A 21,956-nucleotide genomic window follows, 5' to 3' on the forward strand; every position below is an offset into this window, starting at 1 on the left:
CTTTTCCGCGCGCTGAACGAGGCATCGGACGCAAACGCGCAACGGGCGAGCATCGCCGAGCGGCGCGCCTTCTACGAGCAATGCGGCATCAAAAGCGAGAGAGACGACCTTGCCGCATTTACTCGCGACGAGCAGGCGCGAGTCACTTGCGGCGAACTCACCTACAACCAAGCAGTCCGCGAACTCTACGGGGACGATGCGGGGTGGCGGCAGGCGAGCAACAGCCAGACGGCCGCGCTCGCAGACGTCACCCTCGAGCATGCGCGCAACGTGCAGGCCGCGCATCGTTCGGTGGGACTTGTCATCGAGACGCGCCCCGATTGCATCACCCCCGGAGCGCTCACCGAGATGCGGGCACTCGGCGCAACGAAGGTTCAAATCGGCATCCAAAGCCTTGACCAGCACATACTCGATGCGAACCTGCGCCGCATCTCCCTCGGTCGCATCGGGCGCGCCTTCGAGCTCGCAAGGCTGTTCGGCTTCAAAATCCATGCGCACTTCATGGCCAACCTTTACAGGGCCACGCCTGAGAGCGACGTCGCGGGGTACCGTGCGCTCGTGACCGACAGGCACTTCCTTCCCGACGAGGTGAAAATGTACCCTTGCGCGCTCGTCGACGGCACGGGTCTTGTGGAACACTGGCGAAACGGCACGTGGAGGCCCTACGCCGAGGAGGAGCTTATTGGTGTTCTGGTTGCAAACATGCAGGTCACGCCTCCTTACGTGCGCGTGTCGCGCATGATCCGCGACATCTCCTCGCACGATATCATGGCGGGCAACAAGAAGGTGAACCTGCGCCAGATGGTCGATGGCGAGCTGGCGCGCCGCGAGGCCCCAGTGGCCGAAATCAGGACGCGCGAAATTGGCACGCACGCGGCAAACCTGAGCAAGCTCGAGCTCGTCGAGTTCCCCTATGAGACCACCGTATCGAGCGAGCGTTTCCTGCAATGGGTAACGCCCGAAGGGAAAATTGCAGGCTTCTTGCGCTTGTCGCTGCCGAAAGCCGATGCGATCGCAGCTGCACGCGCGGAAGCGGAAAACGAGCGCGGGGCGATCGGCTCAACGAGGTGCGAGGCAATGCCGTTCGAAGGCAAGGCCACCTCTCGCAAAGCCTCACGAAATATTGCGCCCGCAAGCGCAAGCGCACAAGCAGAACGCTCCGCCCATAACGCCTTCCCTCTAGCTGCAGGCGAGGCCATGATCCGCGAGGTACACGTGTACGGCGCCGTCGCCGCGCTCGGGCATGCAAGCACGGGAGCCCAGCACACGGGGCTGGGCCGCAAGCTCGTCGCTCGGGCATGCGATATCGCGCGAGAGGCAGGCTACGAGCGCATAAACGTCATCAGCGCGGTGGGGACGCGCGAATACTATGAGTCCCTCGGCTTCGAGCAACACGGCCTCTACCAGCAAAAAGAACTATAAGTTTGCAAAGCACGCAGGGGCAGCCCCTTGTAACCGTCGATCCCGCAGCTCTTAATGCCAGCTCCTCCCAAGAAGCGGGAAAGAGACACTCGCCCAACCTTTGTCCCGCGCCCGGGGCAAGCCTACCGCACCCGCAGTTCCCAGAAGGCAACGGCGCTGGCTGCGGCCACGTTCAGTGAGTCGACGTCGTGCGCCATGGGGATCTTCACTGTGTAGTCACTTGCGCTGATCGTGGCTTGAGACAAGCCCTCGCCTTCAGTTCCGAGGACGATCGCGAGCTTCTCGCAGGAGCGAAGCGCCTTATCGTCAAGCGAGATGGATTCGTCGGACAGGGCCATCGCCGCGACCTTGAACCCCAAGTCGTGAAGGAGAGGAATCCCCTCCCCCGCCCAAGACTGAACGCTTCCGATCCTCGTCCAGGAAACTTGGAACACTGTCCCCATCGACACGCGCGCGGCACGGCGGAAGAGCGGGTCGTGGCACGACGGGGTCACGAGGACCGCGTCGATTCCAAGCGCGGCTGCCGAGCGGAAGATCGCCCCTATGTTGGTCGAGTTCCCAATGTCCTCGAGCACCGCCACACGACGTGCACCCAGACTGTCCAGCAGCTCTGTCGCGCTTGGCAAAGACGGGCGCTCGAACACGGCAAGTGCGCTTCTGACCACCTCGTACCCGGTGATTTCCTTGAAGAGCGCCTTCGGCGCGACGTAAATCGGCGTCGAGGAATCTGTCGCAAGCGCATGCTCGATGACGGGCATCGTGCCCTCGAGCAGCTTTTCAGGAAGCAGCATCGCGCGCGGGACGGCGCCAGCAGCCATCGCGCGCTCGATCACCTTGAGCGACTCGCCGATGAACAGCCCTCTCTCGCGCAGTTCCGCGTCGGCCGTGCGAGTGAACAGGGAGAGGTCCCCGCCCCTCTCAGCATCCGCGTTGCCCGTCTGCTTCAATGTGATTATCGGCATTGCTCTCCCCTCTTGCGACATCGCCTACCGGCCGCCAATCCACGCCTCCCACGAGGCTGCCTCGCGTTGCGCCTGCGCGTAGCCCGCATCGTAGGACGCGCAAAGCTTCTCCCAATTCGTCTCTTTGTTGTCGACGGGCATCTCGTCGGGATAGAAAACGCAGGCCGAGCCCTCCTGCTCGAGCCGCTCAACCTCGTCGCACAGAGCGTTATAGCGCGATGGCCTCTCGATGGTGCGCTCGGCAACCAAGGGATGGTTCCGAAAAGCGGCGCGGAACACGGCGCGTGGCAAAGCGCCAAGGGGCTTTTTGCGATATCCCCGCGGCTGCGTTCGCACGATGAAGAAGCGCTCGAAACCGTCGCGCCGCGCCGCGTCGAGGCAAATTCCCCAGCTCGTCCCCATTCCGCCGTCCATATAGGTGCGGCCGTCGATCGTCGTCGGCGGCATGAACAGGGGCATGGTCGAACTGGCGCGCACGCGCAGCATCATGTCGCGCATCGTCGGCATATCCGCCTTCGTCCACGCCACGGTCTCGCCGGTTTCCCAATCGAATCCCTCGATGTGCACCTCGGCCTTGTTCGCAAGGAACGTGTCGAAGTCGAAGGCCATCACCTTGTCGGTGCCCGCCAAGTCCTCCGCGATTCCCTCGTAGAGGTGATGCGCGTTGAAAAACCCTCTGCCAGATAGGAAGCTACCGACACCTCCGAACTCAGAGTCGCGCACCAAATCGGTGAACGAGGCGCGCGAGCGCTCGATATCGCGCGACACGTAGTTGACCGTATGGCTTGCCCCGGCGGAAATGCCGTATACCTTCGGGAAATTCAGCTCGCGCTCGAGCAGAGTCGTCACCACGCCCGCCGTATAGCTTGCACGCATGCCACCGCCCTCGAAGATGAGCGCGACGTCGTCTATGTTGGGTTCGTATTGAGACATGGCAGGAATTATACCCCGACGAAGCCCTGACTGCTGACTGCATCTATGCGATTGGCCGCGCTTGCGAAACCCCTATTTGCTGCTTCCAGATGCGGTGCCGCCGGAAGCAGACGACGATCCCGATGCGGAGTCCTGGCTAGATGAGGTATTCCCACCGCTCGTGCTCCCCTGCTCCCCCGATGAGGATGTGCCCGCATTCGGGCTTGAAGAGGTCGAGGTGCCGCTTTGCCCCTGGCCGCTTTCTTGTGCTTCCGATTGAGAGGACCCTGACTGATTTTGCGAGGTCGAGCTGCTAGCATCCGAGGAGTCGTTTTTCGTCGTATTCGAAGCTGCGCTCGACGCGGACGCGTTCTGGGAGTCGCTACTCGTTTCGGACTCAATTGCATGCTGTTTGTCCGCCTGTGCATCTTGCTGCGCGTCCGAATCCTGGTTCCCCCGGACAACCTGCTCGATTGCCGCTGGCTTCGCGCCAAGACCCTGGCCCTGCGTGGTCAGCATGACAAATCCCGCACTCACCGCCACCGCGACGAGGGCGGACACTATCGACACGGCGATCACGCCTCGCTGCATGCGCTTATCATGCTCGCGCTTCTCGCGAACATGCTGCGCAGTGATGTCCCCGGCGAGCGACTTATCACCCAGGTGAGGCGTCGCTGTGGCGCGGCCGGGCACTCCCCCAGCAACCACATGCCTCGAGGCGAGCTGATCGGCGGCCCTCGTCGAACCGCCCGCAAACTCAGCTTGTTCGATTTGCCCCGCTTTCAGGCCGTCGGCTTGAGCATCTTCTTCCGCCGAGGCTGCACCATCTTCCTTAGCCCCTAATGGGACCGCCTCGAAACCTTCCAACCCTTCAGCGACGCCAACGCCGTCAGTACTCGATTCTTCATCCGAGTCGCGCATGCCGCGCAGCTTGGTCGCCGACTGCTCCAGGAAGCGCTTGTATACCTGCGACGCGACCGTCGAGACGACCGAGCCAACCGCAACGCCGATCACCGACCCCGCGATGCCAATCTGCGCCGACAGCAGCATCGACGTCACCGCGGCAAGCGCGCCCGCCGTAAGCTGCGCGCCAGAGAGCCCCTCGAACAGGCTCTTCGCCGTGAATGATGTGCCCCTTGCCCGTTCAGTCATGTTCAACCTCGTGCTTATCATCTTCTCGCTTGCTTTCCGAAGGTAGAACATATCCTCCTCATGTGGTGGGAATTTGAACCAGGGGAACTCTTCGCCAGATTGATACCCAACCCTCACAGATATGCCACTTTCACCCCGCTGCAAGGCTCTGCTGCAATCGAAGCCGCGAAGAAAGTTACCTAAGCGTATACTTGCCGTAATGCTTCCGACCGAAAGGACTCTTGATGGAAAAGCCTATTCTTTATTACTGGGCGCCCTGTTCAACCTGCTCGGTGGCGGTGAACCTCGCCGACGAGCTGGGCATCGACCTCGACAAGCGCGACGTCGAGCAAGAAGCCCCCTACCAAGAGCTGCTTGCGCTCGGCGGTGACGCGAACAAGATTCCGTATCTCTACGTGGGCGGCGAGCTTATCGAAGGACAGGAAGCAGTGCTGGCGAAACTCGAGGCCATGAAATAAAGGGCCTCATTACCTTGTGCCGAGCGGCCGTCCGAGAGTTCGCTTCTCACCTCGGGCGGCCGCTCGGTTTTGTTCCACCAGCCGCCATCGTGCTGCCCGTTTTCCCGCCATTGTGCTAACCTCCGAACATAAGTTGCAGCACTCCCGTTTGGAGGTATCTATGAATCAAACCGAAGGCCCTATCGCCTACACCGCCATCCCCGACGAGGTCACCCGTAATGCACATGCGGCCTTTGCCTCGGACCCAGCCGCGCGAATCGCAAAGAATGCCGTTTCCGCAAGCCCGATCCGCAAAGTCGCTCGCGTTCCCGAGGCGCTCAGCCTCGATGCGAGCACCTTCGATGTTCAACTCTCCCAAGGCGACATCACCAACCAGAAGCGTTCGGGCCGTTGTTGGATGTTCGCAAGCCTGAACACCATGCGCTTTCGCATCATGAAGAAGCTGAACCTGAAGACGTTCGAGTTATCGCAAGCCTATCCCCTCTTCTGGGACAAGTACGAGCGCGCCAACTGGTTCTTCCAGAACATCATTGCCACCGCAGATGAGCCTGTGACCTCGCGAGATGTTTCGTTTCTTCTCCTTGACCCACTCTGCGACGGCGGGCAGTGGGACATGTTCCGATCCATCGTGAAGAAGTACGGTGTCGTGCCGAAGGACGCCATGCCCGAAACGCACTGCTCGTCGAACACGGGAGATATGGATGCCTTCCTTACCCGATTCCTTCGTACCGGCGCTAAAACGCTCCGCAACATGATTGCAGAAGGCGCCGACAAGGAGACCCTTGCGGCAAAGCAGGCTGAGCTTCTTGGGCAGTTCTACCGCGTGCTTGCGATTTGCCTTGGCGAGCCGCCGAAGTCATTTGAAGCCCGTATCCGCGACAAGGACGACAAGCTGGTCGTTTCGGGGACCTTCAGCCCAAAGCAGTTCTTCGACGAATACGTAGACATGAACCTTGACGACTACATCTCGGTTATCAACGCTCCGACCGCCGACAAACCCTACGATCGCTCCTATACGGTAAGGTTCCTTGGTAACGTAGCCGAGGATGGCGGCGTCCGCTACGTGAACCTTCCCATCGAGTCCCTGAAAAGAGCGGCTATCGCCCAGCTCAAGGACGGTCTTCCCGTATGGTTCGGCTGCGATGTCGACCAAAACTACTTGCAGGATGACGGAATGATGGGTATCGGCACCATGGATGCCGACGGGCTGTTCGGCGTGCCGGTGATGGCGGGCTTGGACAAAGCGGCGCGACTCGATTATGGTGAATCGCTCATGACACATGCGATGGTGTTTCAGGGAGTGAACTTCGACGACGACGGCAATCCGACTTTATGGCGCGTTGAGAACAGCTGGGGCAAGGACCACGGCCACGATGGCTACGACCTTATGACCGACGATTGGTTCTCGGAGTACGTCTATCAGGTCGTCGTTGACAGGAAATACCTTACCGATGACGAGCTTGCAGCCTACGATAGCGACCCCGCCCCTCTCGCACCATGGGACCCCATGGGCGCTCTTGCGTAATATTCCACCAGCTTGATTCACGATTTCGACATAATTGTGATGTTAGTGGTGACAAACCGAATCTGGCACTATTACAATATGTCCACTCTTTGCACTGCATTGCCGCGCAACCGTTGCGACAAGCTTTTACAGCGCAAACTGATCAGGCCGTGGCGTTGAGCTATGGAGCCGGGCCGGCGGGGACGCCGGCAGCAGATGCACCTCTGAGCGCGCCTGCGGGACAGTTGCCGTTCCGCAGGCGCGTTTTGTATTTTTCGAACGCAAGTGCGGGTAGCTAAGAGACACTGTTCCCTACCCAAGGAGTTCGAATCATGGCAGAAAACATCGAATGCAACCCTATCAATGATGAAGACCCGGAGTCTCGCAAGGACAGCCGCATTCCGGATAGGCAAAAAGTTACCCGGCAAGTCGCCACTGTCGGAGTGGGCGGAAACATCTTCCTTGCAGCCTTTAAGCTGTTCGCGGGCATTTTCGGCAATTCCACCGCGATGATATCCGATGCGGTACACTCGCTTTCGGACGTGGTCGCGACCGCTATCGCCTTTGCGGGAGTGAGGCTCGCCGAGCGCGACGCCGACAGCGATCACCCCTATGGACACGAACGGTTCGAGAGCATTGCATCCCTTGCCTTGGGGCTTATCCTTTTGTTCACAGGCTTAGCAATCGGATACTCTAGCTTGGAAAGCATTGCGACCCGTTCTTATCTTGACGCTGCAACACCGAGCCTCATTGCTCTCATCGCAGCAATCGTATCTATCGTCGCAAAAGAAGGGATGTTCTGGTATACCCGCCATTGGGCTCGCGCTATAAACTCGAGCGCATTCATGGCCGACGCATGGCACCATCGATCTGACGCGCTCTCCTCTGTTGGCGCACTTGCCGGCATCGGCGCCTCGATGCTTGGATTTCACGCAGGCGATGCAATTGCCAGCTTGGTCATCTGCGTCATCATATTGAAGGTCGCATTCGATGTCTTGAAGGAATCGCTTAGCAGCCTAACTGATACTGCTTGTGATTCAACATTCGAACATGAGCTCGTAGATGTTATCAGCAACACGCCGGGTGTCATCCGAATCGACGATCTTCGCACGCGAAAGTTTGGAAACAAGGTATATGTTGACGCAGAAATCGCCGTTGATGGTTCGCAAACGCTTACTCAAGCTCATGAAATCGCTGAGGCCGCTCACGATGCCGTTGAGTCTCATTTTGACAATGTGAAGCATATTATGATTCACGAGAACCCCGCATAGAGCCCAATTTGAGCCTCGATAGAATCTAGCAATTGAGCCTTTAGATAAGGCCGCCACATCCCTCGTGGCGGCCTTATCTATCTTGAACCTTATATCTTACGATTCGATTAATCACGATTCATACTATGCGTCGCATAAGTTGGATCGTCTTCCCAAAGTCGAAGCTCCCCCTCCGCTCTTGTTTTTTCAAGATCGATAATTCTCTGATTGGACGATCCTTTAAACCTGAGCGTAATGTCATGCTTATCTTGCTCAAATGGGCCATCCACCAAAATATCAACGAGAGACAAAATCTCCTGGGTTTCCTTGCAGCTGCATCGGGACTGAGGGTCGAGAAGATCCTCGTATAGCTCCCCCGTGAAGCACCAGATGGATTTATCGGGGTAGCTTTCTTTCACCTTTCGAAGAAACGGCAACAGTCCCGCTTGATTTTCGGGCTCCATCGGTTCACCACCCAGGAGAGTTAAACCATCAATATATGATGCGCTTAAACTATCAAGTATTTCAATCTCAGTCTCACGAGTGAATGTCTTACCCGCCGAGAAATCCCACGCTTCTGAGTTAAAGCAACCAGGACAGCCTCGGCGACAGCCGGATACGAACAACGTCGTACGAACACCCTCTCCATTTGCAATATCGAAATATTTGATAGTGGAATAATTCATCTCTTCACCTCTCCATCGATCTCTCTGGATTATCTCATTTCTTCGCCTCTCTTGTTGTCTCGATTCTAAGTTCATTTCTAGCCGAGCACTCAATTCGTTCTTCTCTACCTATTATGCCAAAACTCCACCTTCCATTGATTCCTGTCATCTCGAATATGGTCACGAGCTATCAATCTGTTGCTGTGCAGTCGCTGCACAGCACTAAGCAGATCCCACTTATCTTATGCTTGGCATTGTACGATTCTCTACTGTGCAGCGACTGCACAGTAGAGAGCTACTCGTTATCAATCAACGTTCAAAATTGAATTTTGGTTACTGTGCAGTTACTGCACAGTAACCAATAACACGAAAGATTTCTGAAAAAATACGATGAGTAGCAGACACTGAGTCGAGTAGAATAAAAATTATTGCAGTGAACGAAAATAATAGGCGATAACGCTTGTAGTATAAAAAAATAGCATATAGAATAAGCGAAACGACAAAGTGTGCAGCGACTGCACAGAGCCAAAATCAAACGAAACATAAACACAGCAGTGATAGGATGAGGCATGTCGAAAGATCAGTCGGATACGAAAGAGGTCAAGATGGCCACCAAAGGTAAGTCGAAAGGCGGAGAAAAGCAGCAGCAATCGCTTTCTCTGGGCAGGGAGACCGTAGAAGAACTCGAAAGAGAAGCAGAGCGACGAGGTCTCAACAAATCCCAACTTGCCGATTTGCTCCTCAACGGACAGCTTACGCAATCCGCAGAAAAGCCGACAATCATTTCGATAATGAGCTACAAAGGCGGTGTAGCAAAAACCACGACTTGCACTTGCCTTGCAGTATGCCTTTCAGAAATGGGATATAAAGTTCTTGTAATCGATATGGACGGCCAGGGCAACGTAAGCCAGAGCCTCAGGGTTTACGACCCCCGCTCAGAAGAAGCATGCATTGCAGACGTTCTTTATCAGACAACACCGAACGGTCAGAGAAAAAGCCTTCGGGATGTAATGAAGCCGACAGACTACAATAACGTCTTCTGTGTTCCGTCAAATTTCCGCTTTGCGGACGCGGATACGCGTCTGAAAGCAGAGATCGCAGGAGGAGTAGACACAAGATTGTGCTATGCAATCGAGGACCTCGTAGAAGAAATGGCGAAGGAAGGAGAGGATCGTTTCGATTACATTATCATCGATTGCGGTCCTCGCTTGGATATGACAACCACGAACGCCATCGTGGCGCTTGAAGCCGGAAACAATGCTTCACACATTATTATCCCCATCAAAGTTGACGGTTTTGCAATCGCAGGTCTCTCTCAGACGATTGATACCATCAACAGGACCGCAAAAGAACGACGCCGTCTCCCACAGCATTGGAAGATTCTGCAAACGATGATTGAACGAAAGACCTCTGCCTACAAAGTCGGATGCGAATTGCTTAAGGAAGCAATACCGAACGCTGAGTACTTCAACACCAAGATTGAAAAAAGTACGGTTGTTCCGGAGGCAAGTCTTGCAATGGAGCCACTCATCACATACGCGCCCGACAGCAAACCTGGAATGCAGTATCGTTTGCTCGCTCAAGAAATCGAGGAAATGAATGCCTAAGAAAAAGCTGCAAGCGGCCATAGCTCGAAATGGGGGAGCAGTGGCAAATGTTGTCACAAAGCACGAAAAGCTCTCAGAAGAAGAGCTACGAGTTGCCGCATTTAATGCAAGAGACAATCAAAATGCATCGATTACTGACAAAATGGCCAACGATAATCGACGCAATACGCTATTAAGCGAGATGGGGTTTGACTGGTTCGACATCGAAGACATCAAACCAAATCCAAACAACGCCTACAAGATAACGGAAGAGGATGTAAAAAACCTCGCAGGACTAATCTACAACAGCAAGGAAGTTGAGCCCCTCATCCTGCGCGAAACCGAAAACGGCGTTCAAATCGTCGATGGCGAAAGACGCTGGCGCGCCTGCAAGCTTCTCGCAGAGAAGTATGGTGACGCATGGCGAATGGTTCCAGGCCGTTGCCATAAGCTCGGATCCCTCAGCGACGAGCAAGCAGAATTCATCATGCACTCAAGCAACATGGGGCAAAGGAACATCACGCCATCCGAGAGAGCCCAGGGTTTCAAGGTGCTTGCCGACAAACTCGTCGAATGGAGAAAGGACGATCCAAGCCTAAAGGGTCGAAATACCAAAACGGTTCTCGCAGAGCATTTCGGAGTATCTGAAAGAACAGCGCAAGTACTGCTAAACATTGCACGCAATCTGGCAAAAGAGGGTAACGACCTACTCGACGAAGGGAAAATTACCCAGACTCAAGCAGAAGCAATCTCCAAACTACCAGGAGACAAGCAAAATTTCGTAATCGAGTCAGTTAAATCAAACAGCTACGACAGTGATGAGATAACGGCACTTGTGCAGGAGATCAAAGAAAATGATCTTCCGGTAAACCCAGACAAAAGCAATGAAACAGCATTAAATCAAAGGCAAGTAACTTCCTCAAACCAGCATCCAAGAAAGCCGAAGGACATCAACGGATATCTCAAGACAGCTAAAAACGCTCTACGAAAGGCTGACAAAGTCTCAGGAGAGGCAGACTATAAGCTAATCGGTGAGATTAAGATGCTACTAAGAGAAATAGAACAGCAACAAGAAGCACTCGATAAATCGAGGTAATCATACGACCCAACTCGAGTTGAGAGAATAAAAGGGCGCAAGGCGGACTACAGATAAACACGTATGACAAAAAATTGCATATTTGCTGAGAATCTTGTTAGACTTGTTTTCATGTTGTTTGTTAAAAGAGACTTCTTTCTCTCGGTTGCGTGTGTTCTGTAAGTCATGGTTAGGCCAGGTAGTGATGCTGTTTGGCCTATTGAATGCGAATGCGCGATTGGTTGTCAATCGCATCTGCAACAGCTTCTCATTTTGTAGATGCGATTGAACGATGCTGCATAACACAATTCTTCTATGTTGTTGCACAACAAAAGGAACTGCTATTTGCAGCTTCGGAAGTGAACTGAAGTGCTGTCGTCTTGCTCGCGAAAGAACGCTCGCAACAGTTCTCAATGAACAACCAACCCTTTGAGCGATTTCGTTTTGAGTGAAATCGCCGCTTCGATAAAGCTTGGTAATCCTTTTATCTCTTAAGGCCCGGCGCGACGCAGTGGCCTCTTTCGCCTTTTCCCGAATGATTGAACGAGTTGACGTGTGGAATTGAATCCTTATCTTCTCTTGCTCGGTTAGAGCGAGCATCTCCACTATTCTTTTTGCGCTCAATACGTAATACCCACGTTGACCCCGTACATTCACAACTCGATCGACCGAGCGAACAACACTATCGAGCTCAGCTTGCGAAAGAGGCTGCGTGAAACGTGAGTTGAACGAGCAAAGCTGGCGAGAAGCATCGCTCGGCCCGACAAGTTGAACGGCAGTGTTATAGAGCACGAAGCACATAAGCTCACGTGATCCTTCGCAATCGAAGTTTCGAAGAGCTTGCAGGGAAATCACATTAGCCAAACGAGACCGCAAAAGCGGACTGTCGTCGCCGTGCTTCTTCGAGAATATTGCGTTTGTCGAATGTCTTGTCTCGGAGGAGACGACATGCTTTGCAAATACGCCAAGTTTAGCGTTAAGCTCGCTTAGATCATAGTAAGAGTCGCTTGACGACAAAAGGCGAGCATAACGCTGGGCAGCAGGGTTGAAGCTTCCCGGTACGCGCGAGACACGAGTGAAATCGAAGACTTTTTCATCCACGTCAATGGAGTCGATCGGATCCATAAGATGAGAGAGGGTTCTTGACAGATTTTGCTGAACGCGTCGGAAAAGTCGAAGAGCCTTCTCGTTGACAGGGCCGTTTGCGGAGCATCGATAAGGGATAGAGCGCTTTAAGACATAGTAAAGATGCAGACCGCGGCCAGAATCAACGATAAGCGTCGGGCAAGGAAGCTTTCCAGCCCGAACGGCGTTGTCAATAATTGCGAGGCTGCGGCGTATCGCACTATCAGTCTGCGAGCCAGACGACCCATGGCAGTCAAGGTCAAAGAAAAGAGTGTTGATTTGCCTGAGTGAATCGAGACGACGTTTATCTCCGGAAAAACCGTTCACGGAAACATAGAGCGACCCATTGCTCGGCGCGCCGATGAAAGAAAGGTGCGAGTGCTTGTGCATTGACTCACGCCAAGTGCCGTCAATGCAGGTAGCAAGGGCATAAGAGCTGTTGCGGTCGTCGTGGAAGAGGGCACGGAAAAACGTGTCCCTCTCATCGAGATCGCAATGCGAAGAGTCGCTATGTGAAAACCCTACCGACACAATGCACCTAACCAACGGTCGAAGCAATGCCCAACCGTTAGACGAGCGAACAATTCCTTATGTCGATATGGAAAAGTGACGAAGAACACGCGCGTATTGCACGTATATCGTCTAAGTGATAAAATACTCATTGCGACGTGAGTGATTTCGGTCACTTATCAAATCCCCCTCAGTTGGCGCTGAGGGGGATTTCTTTTTCTTATCGACCGAATGCTTTCGCATCCAACTTACAGCGAGAGATTATAACAAGAAACATAGAAAAGTCCACCGTTATTTGTTAGCGAAGACGGGAAAACGCCTGATGCGGAGTTGCTATCAGCAAACATAACAAGAATAAACGCGTAAAGCAATGGAAAGAAATAATGGGCCTGACTAGCAGGAAGCGATAAAAGAAAAAGAATTTGATGAGGGAGAACTGGGGTAAAAGAACGCTAAGACGTTGTTGCTCAACAAAAATGAGCAGAGATCAGGTTGAGAGAATCGAACTAAGTCTAGAGATTCAGGGGTATAAGAGATTCTCCACAATTCCTTCACATGTCAAATCATGGCAGCGGACGGTAAGGCAAAGGACCGCAGGGGGGCATTCGAGGTACAATAGATCGAGTTCGAGCAAGCTGCCAGGAAAGGAAACCAATGGCTGCCTACGATTTTGAGGGCCATATAACCGACATCCCCGATTATCCGGAAAAGGGAGTGGTGTTCAAGGACATCACAACGCTGTTGAAAGAGCCCGAAGGGTTCCATGCCGCAATAGATGCGATCGCCGACCATTTCAAGGACGCGGGAGTTACGAAAGTAGTCGGTGCTGAAGCACGAGGATTCCTCATCGGGGCGCCGGTTGCATACCGTCTTGGAGCAGGATTCGTGCCTGCTCGCAAGCCAGGCAAGCTGCCTCGTGAGGTCCGAACGGAAAGCTATGAGTTGGAGTACGGCACTGATGAGCTTCAGATGCATGTGGATGCTCTCGACGGGGACGACGTGGTGTTGATCATTGACGATTTGGTGGCTACCGGCGGCACGGCGGTCGCACAGGCTAAGCTGGTCTCGCAATACGGTTGCAAGCTGGCGGGGATGGGCTTTCTTATGGAGCTGGAATTCCTTCATCCGCGCGAGGCTATTGCGAAAGAGACCGACGTGGACGTGTTCGCACTTGTCCAGGTGAAGTAGGGAAGTGCTATTCCTGCGGCGAGCTGAGTCTTCTCAGAGAACAGGTATCAATAGGATTCAAAAAATAAGGCCTCAATGCGAGGCCTTATTCCTGAAATAGAAATGATGAGGAGCCTGTATTCCTTTACGAAAGAGTTGCGTCGACCGCTCTCATGACGGCTCCGCGCACCCCTGCGTCCTCGAGCGCGGCGACGCCTTTGATCGTCGTACCGCCAGGACTACAGACGACGTCCTTCATGGCACCGGGGTGCGTGCCCGTGGCGAGATGAAGCTCAGCTGTGCCGGCCATCATCTGGGCGGCGAGGCGATAAGCAGTCTGACGTGGGAGCCCGTTTTTCACGCCGCCGTCGGCAAGCGCCTCAAGGAACATGGCGGCGAAAGCGGGGCCGCAGCCGGCAAGAGCGCTCGCGACGGAGAGCAGGCGCCCGGGAAGCACCTCGATAAGCGCGATGGGAGAGAAAAGCCCAACGAAGGTTTCCCATTCATCAGCGGCGAGAGAATGCCGCTCTTCGCAGGAGACGACTCCCTTGCCGATGGCGATCGGTGTGTTGGGAATCGTGGAGAGATGTCGCGACCCCTCGCCGAGCAGGTCCTCGTAGAAATCGAACAGAAGGCCGGCGGCGACGGAGACGACCGCCTTTTCGCGAAGGGTCTCGCGAACAGGGGAGAGGACCTCGCCGACAAGGTGGGGCTTTACCGAGATAACGACGAGGTCGCAGTTTTCGACCACTTCAGCAGGCGATTTGAAAGCGAGAACACCAAGCGGCTCGCAGCGCTTCTCGAGCGAATCGAAATGTGCGGCGCACGCGCAGATGCGAGACCCATCGACGCCAGCGAATTCGATAAGGCCCTTGGCCATGGCGCCCGCCATGTTCCCGAAACCGATAAATCCGATGCGAGCCGATTGAGCGTCCATGATGCCCCTTTCAACGGGAGAGATGAGTTTTCGCCATTGTAGCGCAGCTTGTTGGATAAGCGATTCGCGCGATATTCGAAGCAGACGAAAGCGTCAAAATAGTGCGGCATGGAATGAAGGAGCGTATCGAACGCGGCTGCGGCTCCTCTATAATGGCTACTCGAAAAAGAGAAAGGCTCACCTATGAAGTACAAAGTGCGTTTCATCAAGGATTCCGAGCGGTCGGATGTGTCCTTCGTCTTTGAGGAGACCGAGCTCGAGGCCGAAGACGAGGCGGCGGCGCGCGTCGCTTACGAGGCTGCGAAATCAACTGCCCCAGAAGGCGCCCTGCGCATCGATTTGGTGTGTGGCGAGGGCTACAACTGGGAAAAGGTGGCAGAAGACACCCTGTAGAAAGAGCCATCTCGCCCGGCGCACGCGATCGGGCGTCAGTTGCGCGCACCGCTCACCGACGCGAAAGGCGTCCAACCGCGCTTTACACGGACTTTACAATTACAAGATGTTTCCCAGACACGCCCTCCCTAATGTGTTCATCGGCCTCGGAGGGACGGGTTGGGCTTGCGCCCTTCGAGCGGAGAGAAAACTCGAAGGGAGAACATAGACACATGGATCCGGCAACTCTGGTTGTGGTGGTGCTCGTCATCGTCACAGCTCTCACGTTTGACTTCACGAACGGATTTCACGACACCGCCAATGCCATGGCGACCTCCATCGCCACGGGCGCGCTCAAGCCGAAGACCGCCGTCATCGCGGCCGGAACGCTCAATCTTATCGGCGCATTTCTGTCGACCGAGGTGGCGAAGACCATCTCAGGCGGCATCATCAACGAGCAGCAGGTCACCATCAGCGCGGCCTTCATTTTTGCCGGATTGGTTGGCGCAATCATATGGAACCTCATCACCTGGCTCGTAGGCCTGCCGTCGAGCTCCTCGCATGCCCTGTTTGGCGGCCTGGTCGGTGCCGTCATCGTGGGTGCAGACGTTGAAGGCGTGAACTTTGCCGCAGTGCTCGCCAAGGTGCTCATCCCCGCGCTCGTAAGCCCGGTGGTCGCGGGGCTTGCGGCCTTCTTCGCGGTGAAACTGATCTTCTTTGTGGTGCGCAAGATGGAAGAGGGGCAAATCGAGTCGGGATTCCGCCACGGCCAGACGGTGACGGCGTGCCTCGTCGCGCTCTCCCATGGTACCAACGACGCCCAAAAGACGATGGGCATCATCACGCTGACGCTGATCGCCGTGGGCTTCCAGCCTTCCGGTTCGGGTCCTGAGCTGTGGGTCGTCGCCATCTGCGGTCTCGCCATCGCTCTTGGCACCTACATGGGCGGCTGGCGCGTCATCCGCACGCTTGGCAAGGGTCTGACCGAGATCTCGACTCCGCAGGGTTTCGCCGCAGAGGCGGCTTCGGCGACTACGATTCTCGTCTCCTCTCACATGGGCTTCGCGCTCTCGACCACGCAGGTGTGCTCCGGATCCATCATCGGCTCGGGTCTTGGAAAGAAGGGCAGCAAGGTGAACTGGGGCGTTGCAGGCAAGATGGTCATCGCGTGGCTTGTCACCTTCCCGGCTGCCGGCATCGTGGGCGCCCTCGCTTGCGCGCTTGCAAAGACGGGTCTTTGGGGCACCGTTGCGGTCGCGTTCATCGCGTGCGCCGTTGCGTTCATCATCTGGCGCATGTCCCGCCGCAACCCTATCAATTCCGCGAACGTCAACGAGCGAGCCGATGTGAAGATCAACGCCAATCCGAACGCGAAGACCGTCGCTGCAGCTGCCTAGCAAGGAGGAACTCGTCACATGCTGACTCAAGAAATCGTTAGTTTTATCACCGTTCTCGTCGTTGCCGTTTGTGTTGCGTGCTCGATTAGCGTACTGTATGCATCGGGGCTGCGCTTGTGGGCGCGCGCCGATGGGGACGTGGAGCGCGAATCTCGTTTGATGACCCGTCTCGCCTCGGCCGTCTGCTTCGCCGCCTGTGTGGCCATCGTGCTGTTCGCACTGTGGCTTATGATTCCGATGTTCCACTAACTGGAAGAGAAACGGAGGCCCACCATGGCGAGCATTCTCGTTGGTGTTGATGGAAGCGAGCGCGGTCGTCGCGCACTGGATTGGGCGGTCGCGCGTGCCGAGCGCACGGGAGCAAGCTTGATGCTTCTCGCGGTCGTGAATTCTGCTGAGGCGAAGAAGCTTGGTGCCGAGGCCGAGATGGTGCACACCACCGTCGAGGCGGCGCTTCGCGAGAAGAAGGAAACGCTCGCTGCCGAGCATCCCGACGTTACCGTGGACACGAAGATCGTCGATGGCCCTACCGTGGAATCGATTGTGGAGGAAGCCGCCAACCACGACATGGTGGTTTTGGGGTCGCATCACGGGGCGTCTATCACTGAGACGTTCGGCGGCGCGACCGGTCTTCGCGTCTCTGTTCAGGTGAAGATTCCTACGGTCGTTGTGCCGTGCGACTGGGATGTGACCTGCGCTGGAAAGTCTGGCATTGTTGTGGGTGTGGGTCCCGACAACGTGTCGGATGCCGCGGTGGCGTTCGGCGTCGGCGAGGCGATCGATTCCGCCCAGCCGCTCGAGCTGGTGAGCGCATGGGGCATCCCGGCTTGGATGTCGCGTCCCGCAGAAGGCATGGGCGGCGGCCTTGAAGAGGTTGGCCGTCAGCGTCAGGCAGAAGTCGATGAGTTCGTCGCGCGCATCACGACCGCAAACCCCGCGCTCGAGGTGGTGGGCCGCTCGATCGAGGGGCCTTCTCCCACGCGCGTGCTTTTGGATGCGTCGAAGGATGCGCAGCTGCTCGTTTTAGGCACGCATTCCCGTGCCGCGCTCGGCCGTGCGCTGTTCGGCTCGGTTACGCATAGCATGCTTTTGAACCTGGCCACGCCGACGGTCGTCGTGCCGAAGGCCTAAGGCTTAAGACAACGCCTGCGCGCAAGCTGATTTCGCACTGGCAAAGCCCGCAATCGTAGCACATCGCTGCCGGTTGCGGGCCTTTTTACGTGAAAATGAGCACGTGTAGCGTGCCCGTAACACACACATATGCGAAGTGTTGGATAATAAGGCTCGCAACCATAAACCACAAGCTGACAATCACGAGGCTGGCCGCGAGGCCCGGGTGAGATAGAGGGGTTTCTATGATCAAGCTTTACGATGGCGGAGTGTTCCTGCGCGAAGGAACCGAGATCGTTCCCGAAGCGGAAGCGGCGGCGTGCGGCATCTCGAAGACGCCCGACGAGGCGCGGCGGGGGACGATCGCATACTCGATTTTGCAGGCGCACAACACCTCGGGCGATCCGAGTGCGCTGAAGATCCGCTTCGACGCGATGGCCAGCCACGACATCACGTTCGTCGGCATCATCCAGACCGCGCGTGCATCGGGCATGACGGAATTCCCCCTGCCCTACGTGCTCACCAACTGCCACAACTCGCTGTGCGCCGTGGGAGGCACCATCAACGAGGACGACCACGTCTTCGGTCTTTCTGCAGCGAAGAAGTACGGTGGCATCTTCGTTCCCCCGCATATTGCGGTGATCCATTCGTTTATGCGCGAGAACTTCGCCGGCTGCGGGAAGATGATCTTAGGCTCCGACTCGCATACGCGCTACGGCGCCCTCGGCACGATGGCTATCGGCGAAGGCGGCGGCGAGCTGGCGAAACAGTTGCTGCGCGACACCTACGACGTGGCATACCCCGGCGTTGTGGCAATATATTTGGAAGGTGCCCCGCGCCCTGGCGTCGGCCCGCACGACGTGGCGCTCGCCATCATCCGCGAGGTGTTCGCAAAGGGATATGTGAAGAACAAGGTGATGGAGTTCGTGGGCCCGGGCATCGCGTCTATGACGACCGATTACCGCAACGGCATCGACGTCATGACGACCGAGACCACGTGCCTGTCCTCTATTTGGGCCACCGACGAGGACACTCATGCGTTCCTTGCGGCTCACGGTCGCGGTGAAGACTACAAGCAGCTCGCCCCGGGAGATATGGCATACTACGACGGCTGCGTGCATGTGAATCTCTCCGAGATCCTCCCCATGATCGCGCTACCGTTCCATCCGTCGAACGGCTACACGATCGCCGAGCTCAATGAGAACCTCGAGGACATCCTGCACGAGGTCGAGGTCGAGGCGGCCCGCATCGGCGGCGATAAGGTTAACTTCAGCCTGCTCGACAAGATCGAGGGCGGGCGCCTGCGCGTGCAGCAGGGCGTCATCGCCGGCTGCTCGGGCGGCAACTACGACTCCGTCGTCCAGGCGGCCCGAGCGCTCAAGGGAGCCAACATCGGCTGCGGCGAGTTCTCTCTGGCGGTTTATCCCACAAGCCAGCCGGTCGCGCTCGAGCTCACCCGTCGCGGCTACATCTACGATCTCATGGAGGCGGGAGCCATCGTGCGCACCGCGTTCTGCGGCCCGTGCTTCGGCGCCGGCGACACGCCCGCGAACAACGGGCTTTCCATCCGCCACACCACGCGCAACTTCCCCAACCGCGAGGGCTCCAAGCCTGGCAACGGCCAGCTCTCGGCAGTCGCGCTCATGGATGCGCGCTCCATCGCGGCGACGGCGGCGGCGGGCGGCATTCTGACCCCCGCTACCGACCTTCCCGACGAGACGTGGGACGAAGCTTGCGAGTACACCTTCGACAGCGCGCCCTACGACAAGCGCGTGTACTGGGGATTCGGCAAGGCCAAGCCCGAAAGCGAGCTTGTTGAGGGACCGAACATCAAGCCGTGGCCCGCGATGGAGCCGCTTGGAGAGAACATCCTTTTGAAGGTGTGCTCCAAGATCATGGACCCGGTGACCACCACCGACGAGCTCATTCCCTCCGGCGAGACGAGCTCGTATCGTTCCAACCCGCTCGGCCTGGCCGAGTTCACGCTTTCCCGCCGCGATTCTGAATACGTCGGGCGCTCCAAGCGCGTCGATGCGGTGGAGAAGCGCCGCGTGGCGGGGGAGAGCCTTATCGAGGCCGATCCCGAGCTCGCCGTCGTGTTCGCCGCACTCAACGGCGCGGGTGTGGACGTGGACGCATCTCGCGTGGAGTACGGCAGCATGATTTACGCGAAGAAGCCCGGCGACGGAAGCGCACGCGAGCAGGCGGCGAGCTGCCAGCGCGTTATCGGCGGTCTGGCGAACATCGTCGAGGAGTATGCGACCAAACGCTATCGTTCCAACGTGATGAATTGGGGCATGGTGCCTTTCCAGCTTAAGGGCGAGCCGCCATTCGAGGTGGGCGACTACGTGTACGTTCCGGGCATCCGCGAGGCGATCGGCGGCGATCCGTCCGACATCACTGCGTGGGTCGTTCATGCGGGAGAAGCTCGCGAGATTTCGCTTTATGTGGCGGATATGACCGAAGAAGAGCGCGCTATCGTGCGTGCGGGCTGCCTTATCAACTATAATCGTGCGCGTCGCGAAAAAGAGTAGGCGGTGCGCGGGTAGCTGCGCACGCAATACGCCATAGTCGCGCGGCGGGAAGTCGCGTGATTGGAAGAGCATCGAACACGGGGCATAGCTGAGAAGCGTGCCCCGTGTTTTCGACTGGGGAGGTTTTCATGGAACGTGAAAGGTTCGGATCGCGTCTCGGGTTCATCCTGGTGAGCGCTGGGTGTGCGATCGGCTTGGGAAACGTGTGGCGCTTTCCCTACATCACCGGCGAATATGGCGGCGCGGCGTTTGTAGTGCTGTACCTGATCTTCCTGGTGATATTCGCGCTGCCGGTGCTCGTGATGGAATTTGCCGCGGGCCGCGCAAGCCAGCGCTCGATTGCGCGCAGCTACGATGAGCTCGAGCCCGAGGGCGGGAAGTGGCATCGCTTCAAGTGGGTCGGCCTTGCGGGTAACTACCTGCTCATGATGTTCTATACGGTGGTGGCGGGCTGGATGCTCGCCTTCATGGTGAAAAGCGCGATGGGCGAGTTCAACGGCGCGAGTACCGAACATGTCGCAAGCGTGTTCGGGCAGCTTTTGGCCGATCCGGTGCAGATGACCATTTACATGCTGATTATCGTGGCGATCGGCGTGATCACGACGCGTGCGGGCGTGAAAAACGGCGTCGAGCGCGTCACAAAGGTGATGATGGTCGCGCTGTTCGTCGTGCTCGTGGCGCTGTGCGTGCGTGCGGTCACGTTGCTGGGTGCCGAGGGGGGTCTCGAGTTCTACCTGATGCCCGACTTCGGGAAGCTCTTCGCCGGCAACACGCCCGCCGAGCAGTGGGCAACGTTCGGCGACGCGGTGTATGCGGCCCTTGGCCAGGCGTTTTTCACCGTATCGGTGGGAATGGGGTCGATGGCTATCTTCGGCAGCTACATCGGCAAGGACCGCAGCCTCACGGGTGAGGCCGTGCGCGTGGGCGTGCTCGACACGTTGGTCGCGCTCATGGCGGGCCTCGTCATCTTCCCGTCGTGCTTCGCCTTCGGCGTGGAGCCGGCGTCGGGGCCGTCGCTTGTGTTCATCACGCTGCCCATCGTGTTCAACGCGATGCCTTTGGGACAGCTGTGGGGGACGCTCTTCTTCCTGTTCATGAGCTTCGCCGCGCTGTCGACGGTGATCGCCGTGTTCGAGACGATTATGGCGTTCTCCATGGATCAGTGGGGCGTGCGCCGCGAGAAGGCGTGCCTGGTGAACGGCGCGCTGATTGCGATTCTGAGCATCCCGTGCGTGCTGGGCTTCAACGTGCTTTCGGGTGTTGCCATCCCGGGCATCGGTGACATCCAGTCGATCGAGGACTTCCTCGTGTCGAACAACATCCTGCCTTTGGGCGGCCTGTTCCTCGTGATGTTCGTGACGAGCAAGCGCGGGTGGGGATGGAAGAACTTCCTCGCCGAGGCGGACACGGGCGAGGGCCTGCGCTTTCCCGCCTGGTCGTATCGCTACATGAAGTACGTGCTGCCTGTGGGGATCGTCATCATCTTCGTGCTGGGGTATGCGCCCATCGTGAGCACATGGCTGGGGATTTCGTAGCGATATATCTTTCCGCCAGAGTGTCCTGTGCCAAGTTTTGATGAGGTCTTGCGATCAGCGGTTTTGCGATCAGCTCGCAAGCCACCTGCGATGACTCCTCGCGGTCGTAGTTGGTGGCTTGCGCGCAAAAGAGGGCGAAACCGGAACGACGGGATGGCAAAGATGGATCTATCGAGGGACATAGAAATCTCTAAGTTATCGGGGCATAAATCACCCAATTGATTAAAAATCCCCCGATAAACCTATTATTTGATATGCTAATTCCAAAGGAAATCGGAGTGGC

At 56.8% G+C, this 21,956-nt stretch carries 19 protein-coding genes and 1 riboswitch; of the genes, 13 read left to right on the forward strand and 6 right to left on the reverse strand.

The window, feature by feature from the left end; all coding sequences use genetic code 11:
- The coding region (locus Q0I65_RS08255; protein ID WP_296062273.1) for a GNAT family N-acetyltransferase at nucleotides 1-1,422 on the forward strand (1,422 nt) is incomplete at its 5' end.
- Between the two features lie 122 nt (nucleotides 1,423-1,544).
- Here Q0I65_RS08255 and Q0I65_RS08260 read toward each other — a convergent pair.
- The 3 genes from Q0I65_RS08260 to Q0I65_RS08270 all read right to left on the reverse strand — a co-directional run bounded on the left by Q0I65_RS08260 (nucleotide 1,545) and on the right by Q0I65_RS08270 (nucleotide 4,448).
- Nucleotides 1,545-2,384 carry an RNA methyltransferase gene (locus Q0I65_RS08260; RefSeq protein WP_296062276.1) on the reverse strand — a complete coding sequence of 280 codons (840 nt, stop codon included), beginning with the start codon at nucleotides 2,382-2,384 and terminating at the stop codon, nucleotides 1,545-1,547.
- Nucleotides 2,385-2,408: 24 nt separating this feature from the next.
- Nucleotides 2,409-3,317 (reverse strand): patatin family protein, encoded by a 909-nt coding sequence (locus Q0I65_RS08265; protein ID WP_296062278.1) that lies wholly within the window; start codon nucleotides 3,315-3,317, stop codon nucleotides 2,409-2,411.
- A gap of 72 nt (nucleotides 3,318-3,389) precedes the next feature.
- Complete coding sequence (locus Q0I65_RS08270) at nucleotides 3,390-4,448, reverse strand: hypothetical protein (RefSeq protein WP_296062280.1); 1,059 nt, start codon at nucleotides 4,446-4,448, stop codon at nucleotides 3,390-3,392.
- Nucleotides 4,449-4,672: 224 nt separating this feature from the next.
- On the opposite strand from Q0I65_RS08270, the gene Q0I65_RS08275 reads away from it, so the two are divergent.
- The 3 genes from Q0I65_RS08275 (at nucleotide 4,673) to Q0I65_RS08285 (ending at nucleotide 7,681) form a co-directional block, all read left to right on the forward strand.
- Nucleotides 4,673-4,906, forward strand: coding sequence for a glutaredoxin domain-containing protein (locus Q0I65_RS08275; RefSeq protein ID WP_296062283.1), 234 nt, complete (start codon nucleotides 4,673-4,675; stop codon nucleotides 4,904-4,906).
- A gap of 160 nt (nucleotides 4,907-5,066) precedes the next feature.
- Nucleotides 5,067-6,431 (forward strand): C1 family peptidase, encoded by a 1,365-nt coding sequence (locus Q0I65_RS08280; protein ID WP_296062285.1) that lies wholly within the window; start codon nucleotides 5,067-5,069, stop codon nucleotides 6,429-6,431.
- A gap of 128 nt (nucleotides 6,432-6,559) precedes the next feature.
- Nucleotides 6,560-6,657: riboswitch (NiCo riboswitch) on the forward strand.
- 85 nt (nucleotides 6,658-6,742) lie between these two features.
- Nucleotides 6,743-7,681 (forward strand): cation diffusion facilitator family transporter, encoded by a 939-nt coding sequence (locus tag Q0I65_RS08285; protein WP_296062288.1) that lies wholly within the window; start codon nucleotides 6,743-6,745, stop codon nucleotides 7,679-7,681.
- Between the two features lie 107 nt (nucleotides 7,682-7,788).
- Here Q0I65_RS08285 and nrdG read toward each other — a convergent pair whose 3' ends face one another.
- Nucleotides 7,789-8,346, reverse strand: a complete 558-nt coding sequence (gene nrdG / locus Q0I65_RS08290; protein ID WP_296062291.1) for an anaerobic ribonucleoside-triphosphate reductase activating protein — start codon at nucleotides 8,344-8,346, stop codon at nucleotides 7,789-7,791.
- Nucleotides 8,347-8,894: 548 nt separating this feature from the next.
- On the opposite strand from nrdG, the gene Q0I65_RS08295 reads away from it, so the two are divergent.
- Together Q0I65_RS08295 and Q0I65_RS08300 are read left to right on the forward strand one after the other, a co-directional pair.
- Nucleotides 8,895-9,932, forward strand: coding sequence for a ParA family protein (locus tag Q0I65_RS08295; RefSeq protein WP_296062292.1), 1,038 nt, complete (start codon nucleotides 8,895-8,897; stop codon nucleotides 9,930-9,932).
- Entirely contained in the window at nucleotides 9,925-11,007 is a 1,083-nt protein-coding gene (locus tag Q0I65_RS08300; protein WP_296062294.1) for a ParB/RepB/Spo0J family partition protein, read from the forward strand. The genes Q0I65_RS08295 and Q0I65_RS08300 overlap by 8 nt, the downstream gene beginning before the upstream one ends.
- Here Q0I65_RS08300 and Q0I65_RS08305 read toward each other — a convergent pair whose 3' ends face one another.
- On the reverse strand, nucleotides 11,008-12,642 hold the full coding sequence (locus Q0I65_RS08305; RefSeq protein ID WP_296062296.1) for a hypothetical protein: 1,635 nt from the start codon (nucleotides 12,640-12,642) through the stop codon (nucleotides 11,008-11,010).
- Between the two features lie 633 nt (nucleotides 12,643-13,275).
- On the opposite strand from Q0I65_RS08305, the gene Q0I65_RS08310 reads away from it, so the two are divergent.
- The gene (locus tag Q0I65_RS08310) at nucleotides 13,276-13,809 is read left to right on the forward strand and encodes an adenine phosphoribosyltransferase (protein WP_296062298.1); all 534 of its coding nucleotides are present in this window, start codon (nucleotides 13,276-13,278) and stop codon (nucleotides 13,807-13,809) included.
- Nucleotides 13,810-13,933: 124 nt separating this feature from the next.
- Here the strand turns inward: Q0I65_RS08310 and proC are convergent, their stop codons facing one another.
- The gene (gene proC, locus Q0I65_RS08315; RefSeq protein WP_296062301.1) at nucleotides 13,934-14,725 is read right to left on the reverse strand and encodes a pyrroline-5-carboxylate reductase; all 792 of its coding nucleotides are present in this window, start codon (nucleotides 14,723-14,725) and stop codon (nucleotides 13,934-13,936) included.
- 183 nt (nucleotides 14,726-14,908) lie between these two features.
- Here proC and Q0I65_RS08320 point away from each other — a divergent pair, with 183 nt between their 5' ends.
- The 6 genes from Q0I65_RS08320 (at nucleotide 14,909) to Q0I65_RS08345 (ending at nucleotide 21,673) form a co-directional block, all read left to right on the forward strand.
- On the forward strand, nucleotides 14,909-15,118 hold the full coding sequence (locus Q0I65_RS08320) for a hypothetical protein (RefSeq protein WP_296062303.1): 210 nt from the start codon (nucleotides 14,909-14,911) through the stop codon (nucleotides 15,116-15,118).
- A gap of 212 nt (nucleotides 15,119-15,330) precedes the next feature.
- A complete protein-coding gene (locus Q0I65_RS08325) occupies nucleotides 15,331-16,494 on the forward strand; it encodes an inorganic phosphate transporter (protein ID WP_296062307.1) in 1,164 nt (387 codons plus the stop codon).
- A gap of 18 nt (nucleotides 16,495-16,512) precedes the next feature.
- Nucleotides 16,513-16,743, forward strand: a complete 231-nt coding sequence (locus tag Q0I65_RS08330; protein WP_296062310.1) for a hypothetical protein — start codon at nucleotides 16,513-16,515, stop codon at nucleotides 16,741-16,743.
- A gap of 24 nt (nucleotides 16,744-16,767) precedes the next feature.
- A complete protein-coding gene (locus Q0I65_RS08335; protein WP_296062313.1) occupies nucleotides 16,768-17,625 on the forward strand; it encodes a universal stress protein in 858 nt (285 codons plus the stop codon).
- Nucleotides 17,626-17,849: 224 nt separating this feature from the next.
- Nucleotides 17,850-20,138 (forward strand): hydratase, encoded by a 2,289-nt coding sequence (locus tag Q0I65_RS08340; protein ID WP_296062315.1) that lies wholly within the window; start codon nucleotides 17,850-17,852, stop codon nucleotides 20,136-20,138.
- A gap of 128 nt (nucleotides 20,139-20,266) precedes the next feature.
- On the forward strand, nucleotides 20,267-21,673 hold the full coding sequence (locus Q0I65_RS08345) for a sodium-dependent transporter (protein ID WP_296062318.1): 1,407 nt from the start codon (nucleotides 20,267-20,269) through the stop codon (nucleotides 21,671-21,673).
- Nucleotides 21,674-21,956: the final 283 nt, after the last annotated feature.

This window comes from uncultured Ellagibacter sp. (assembly GCF_934643285.1).
In the GTDB taxonomy this organism is placed as follows: Bacteria; Actinomycetota; Coriobacteriia; order Coriobacteriales; family Eggerthellaceae; genus Ellagibacter.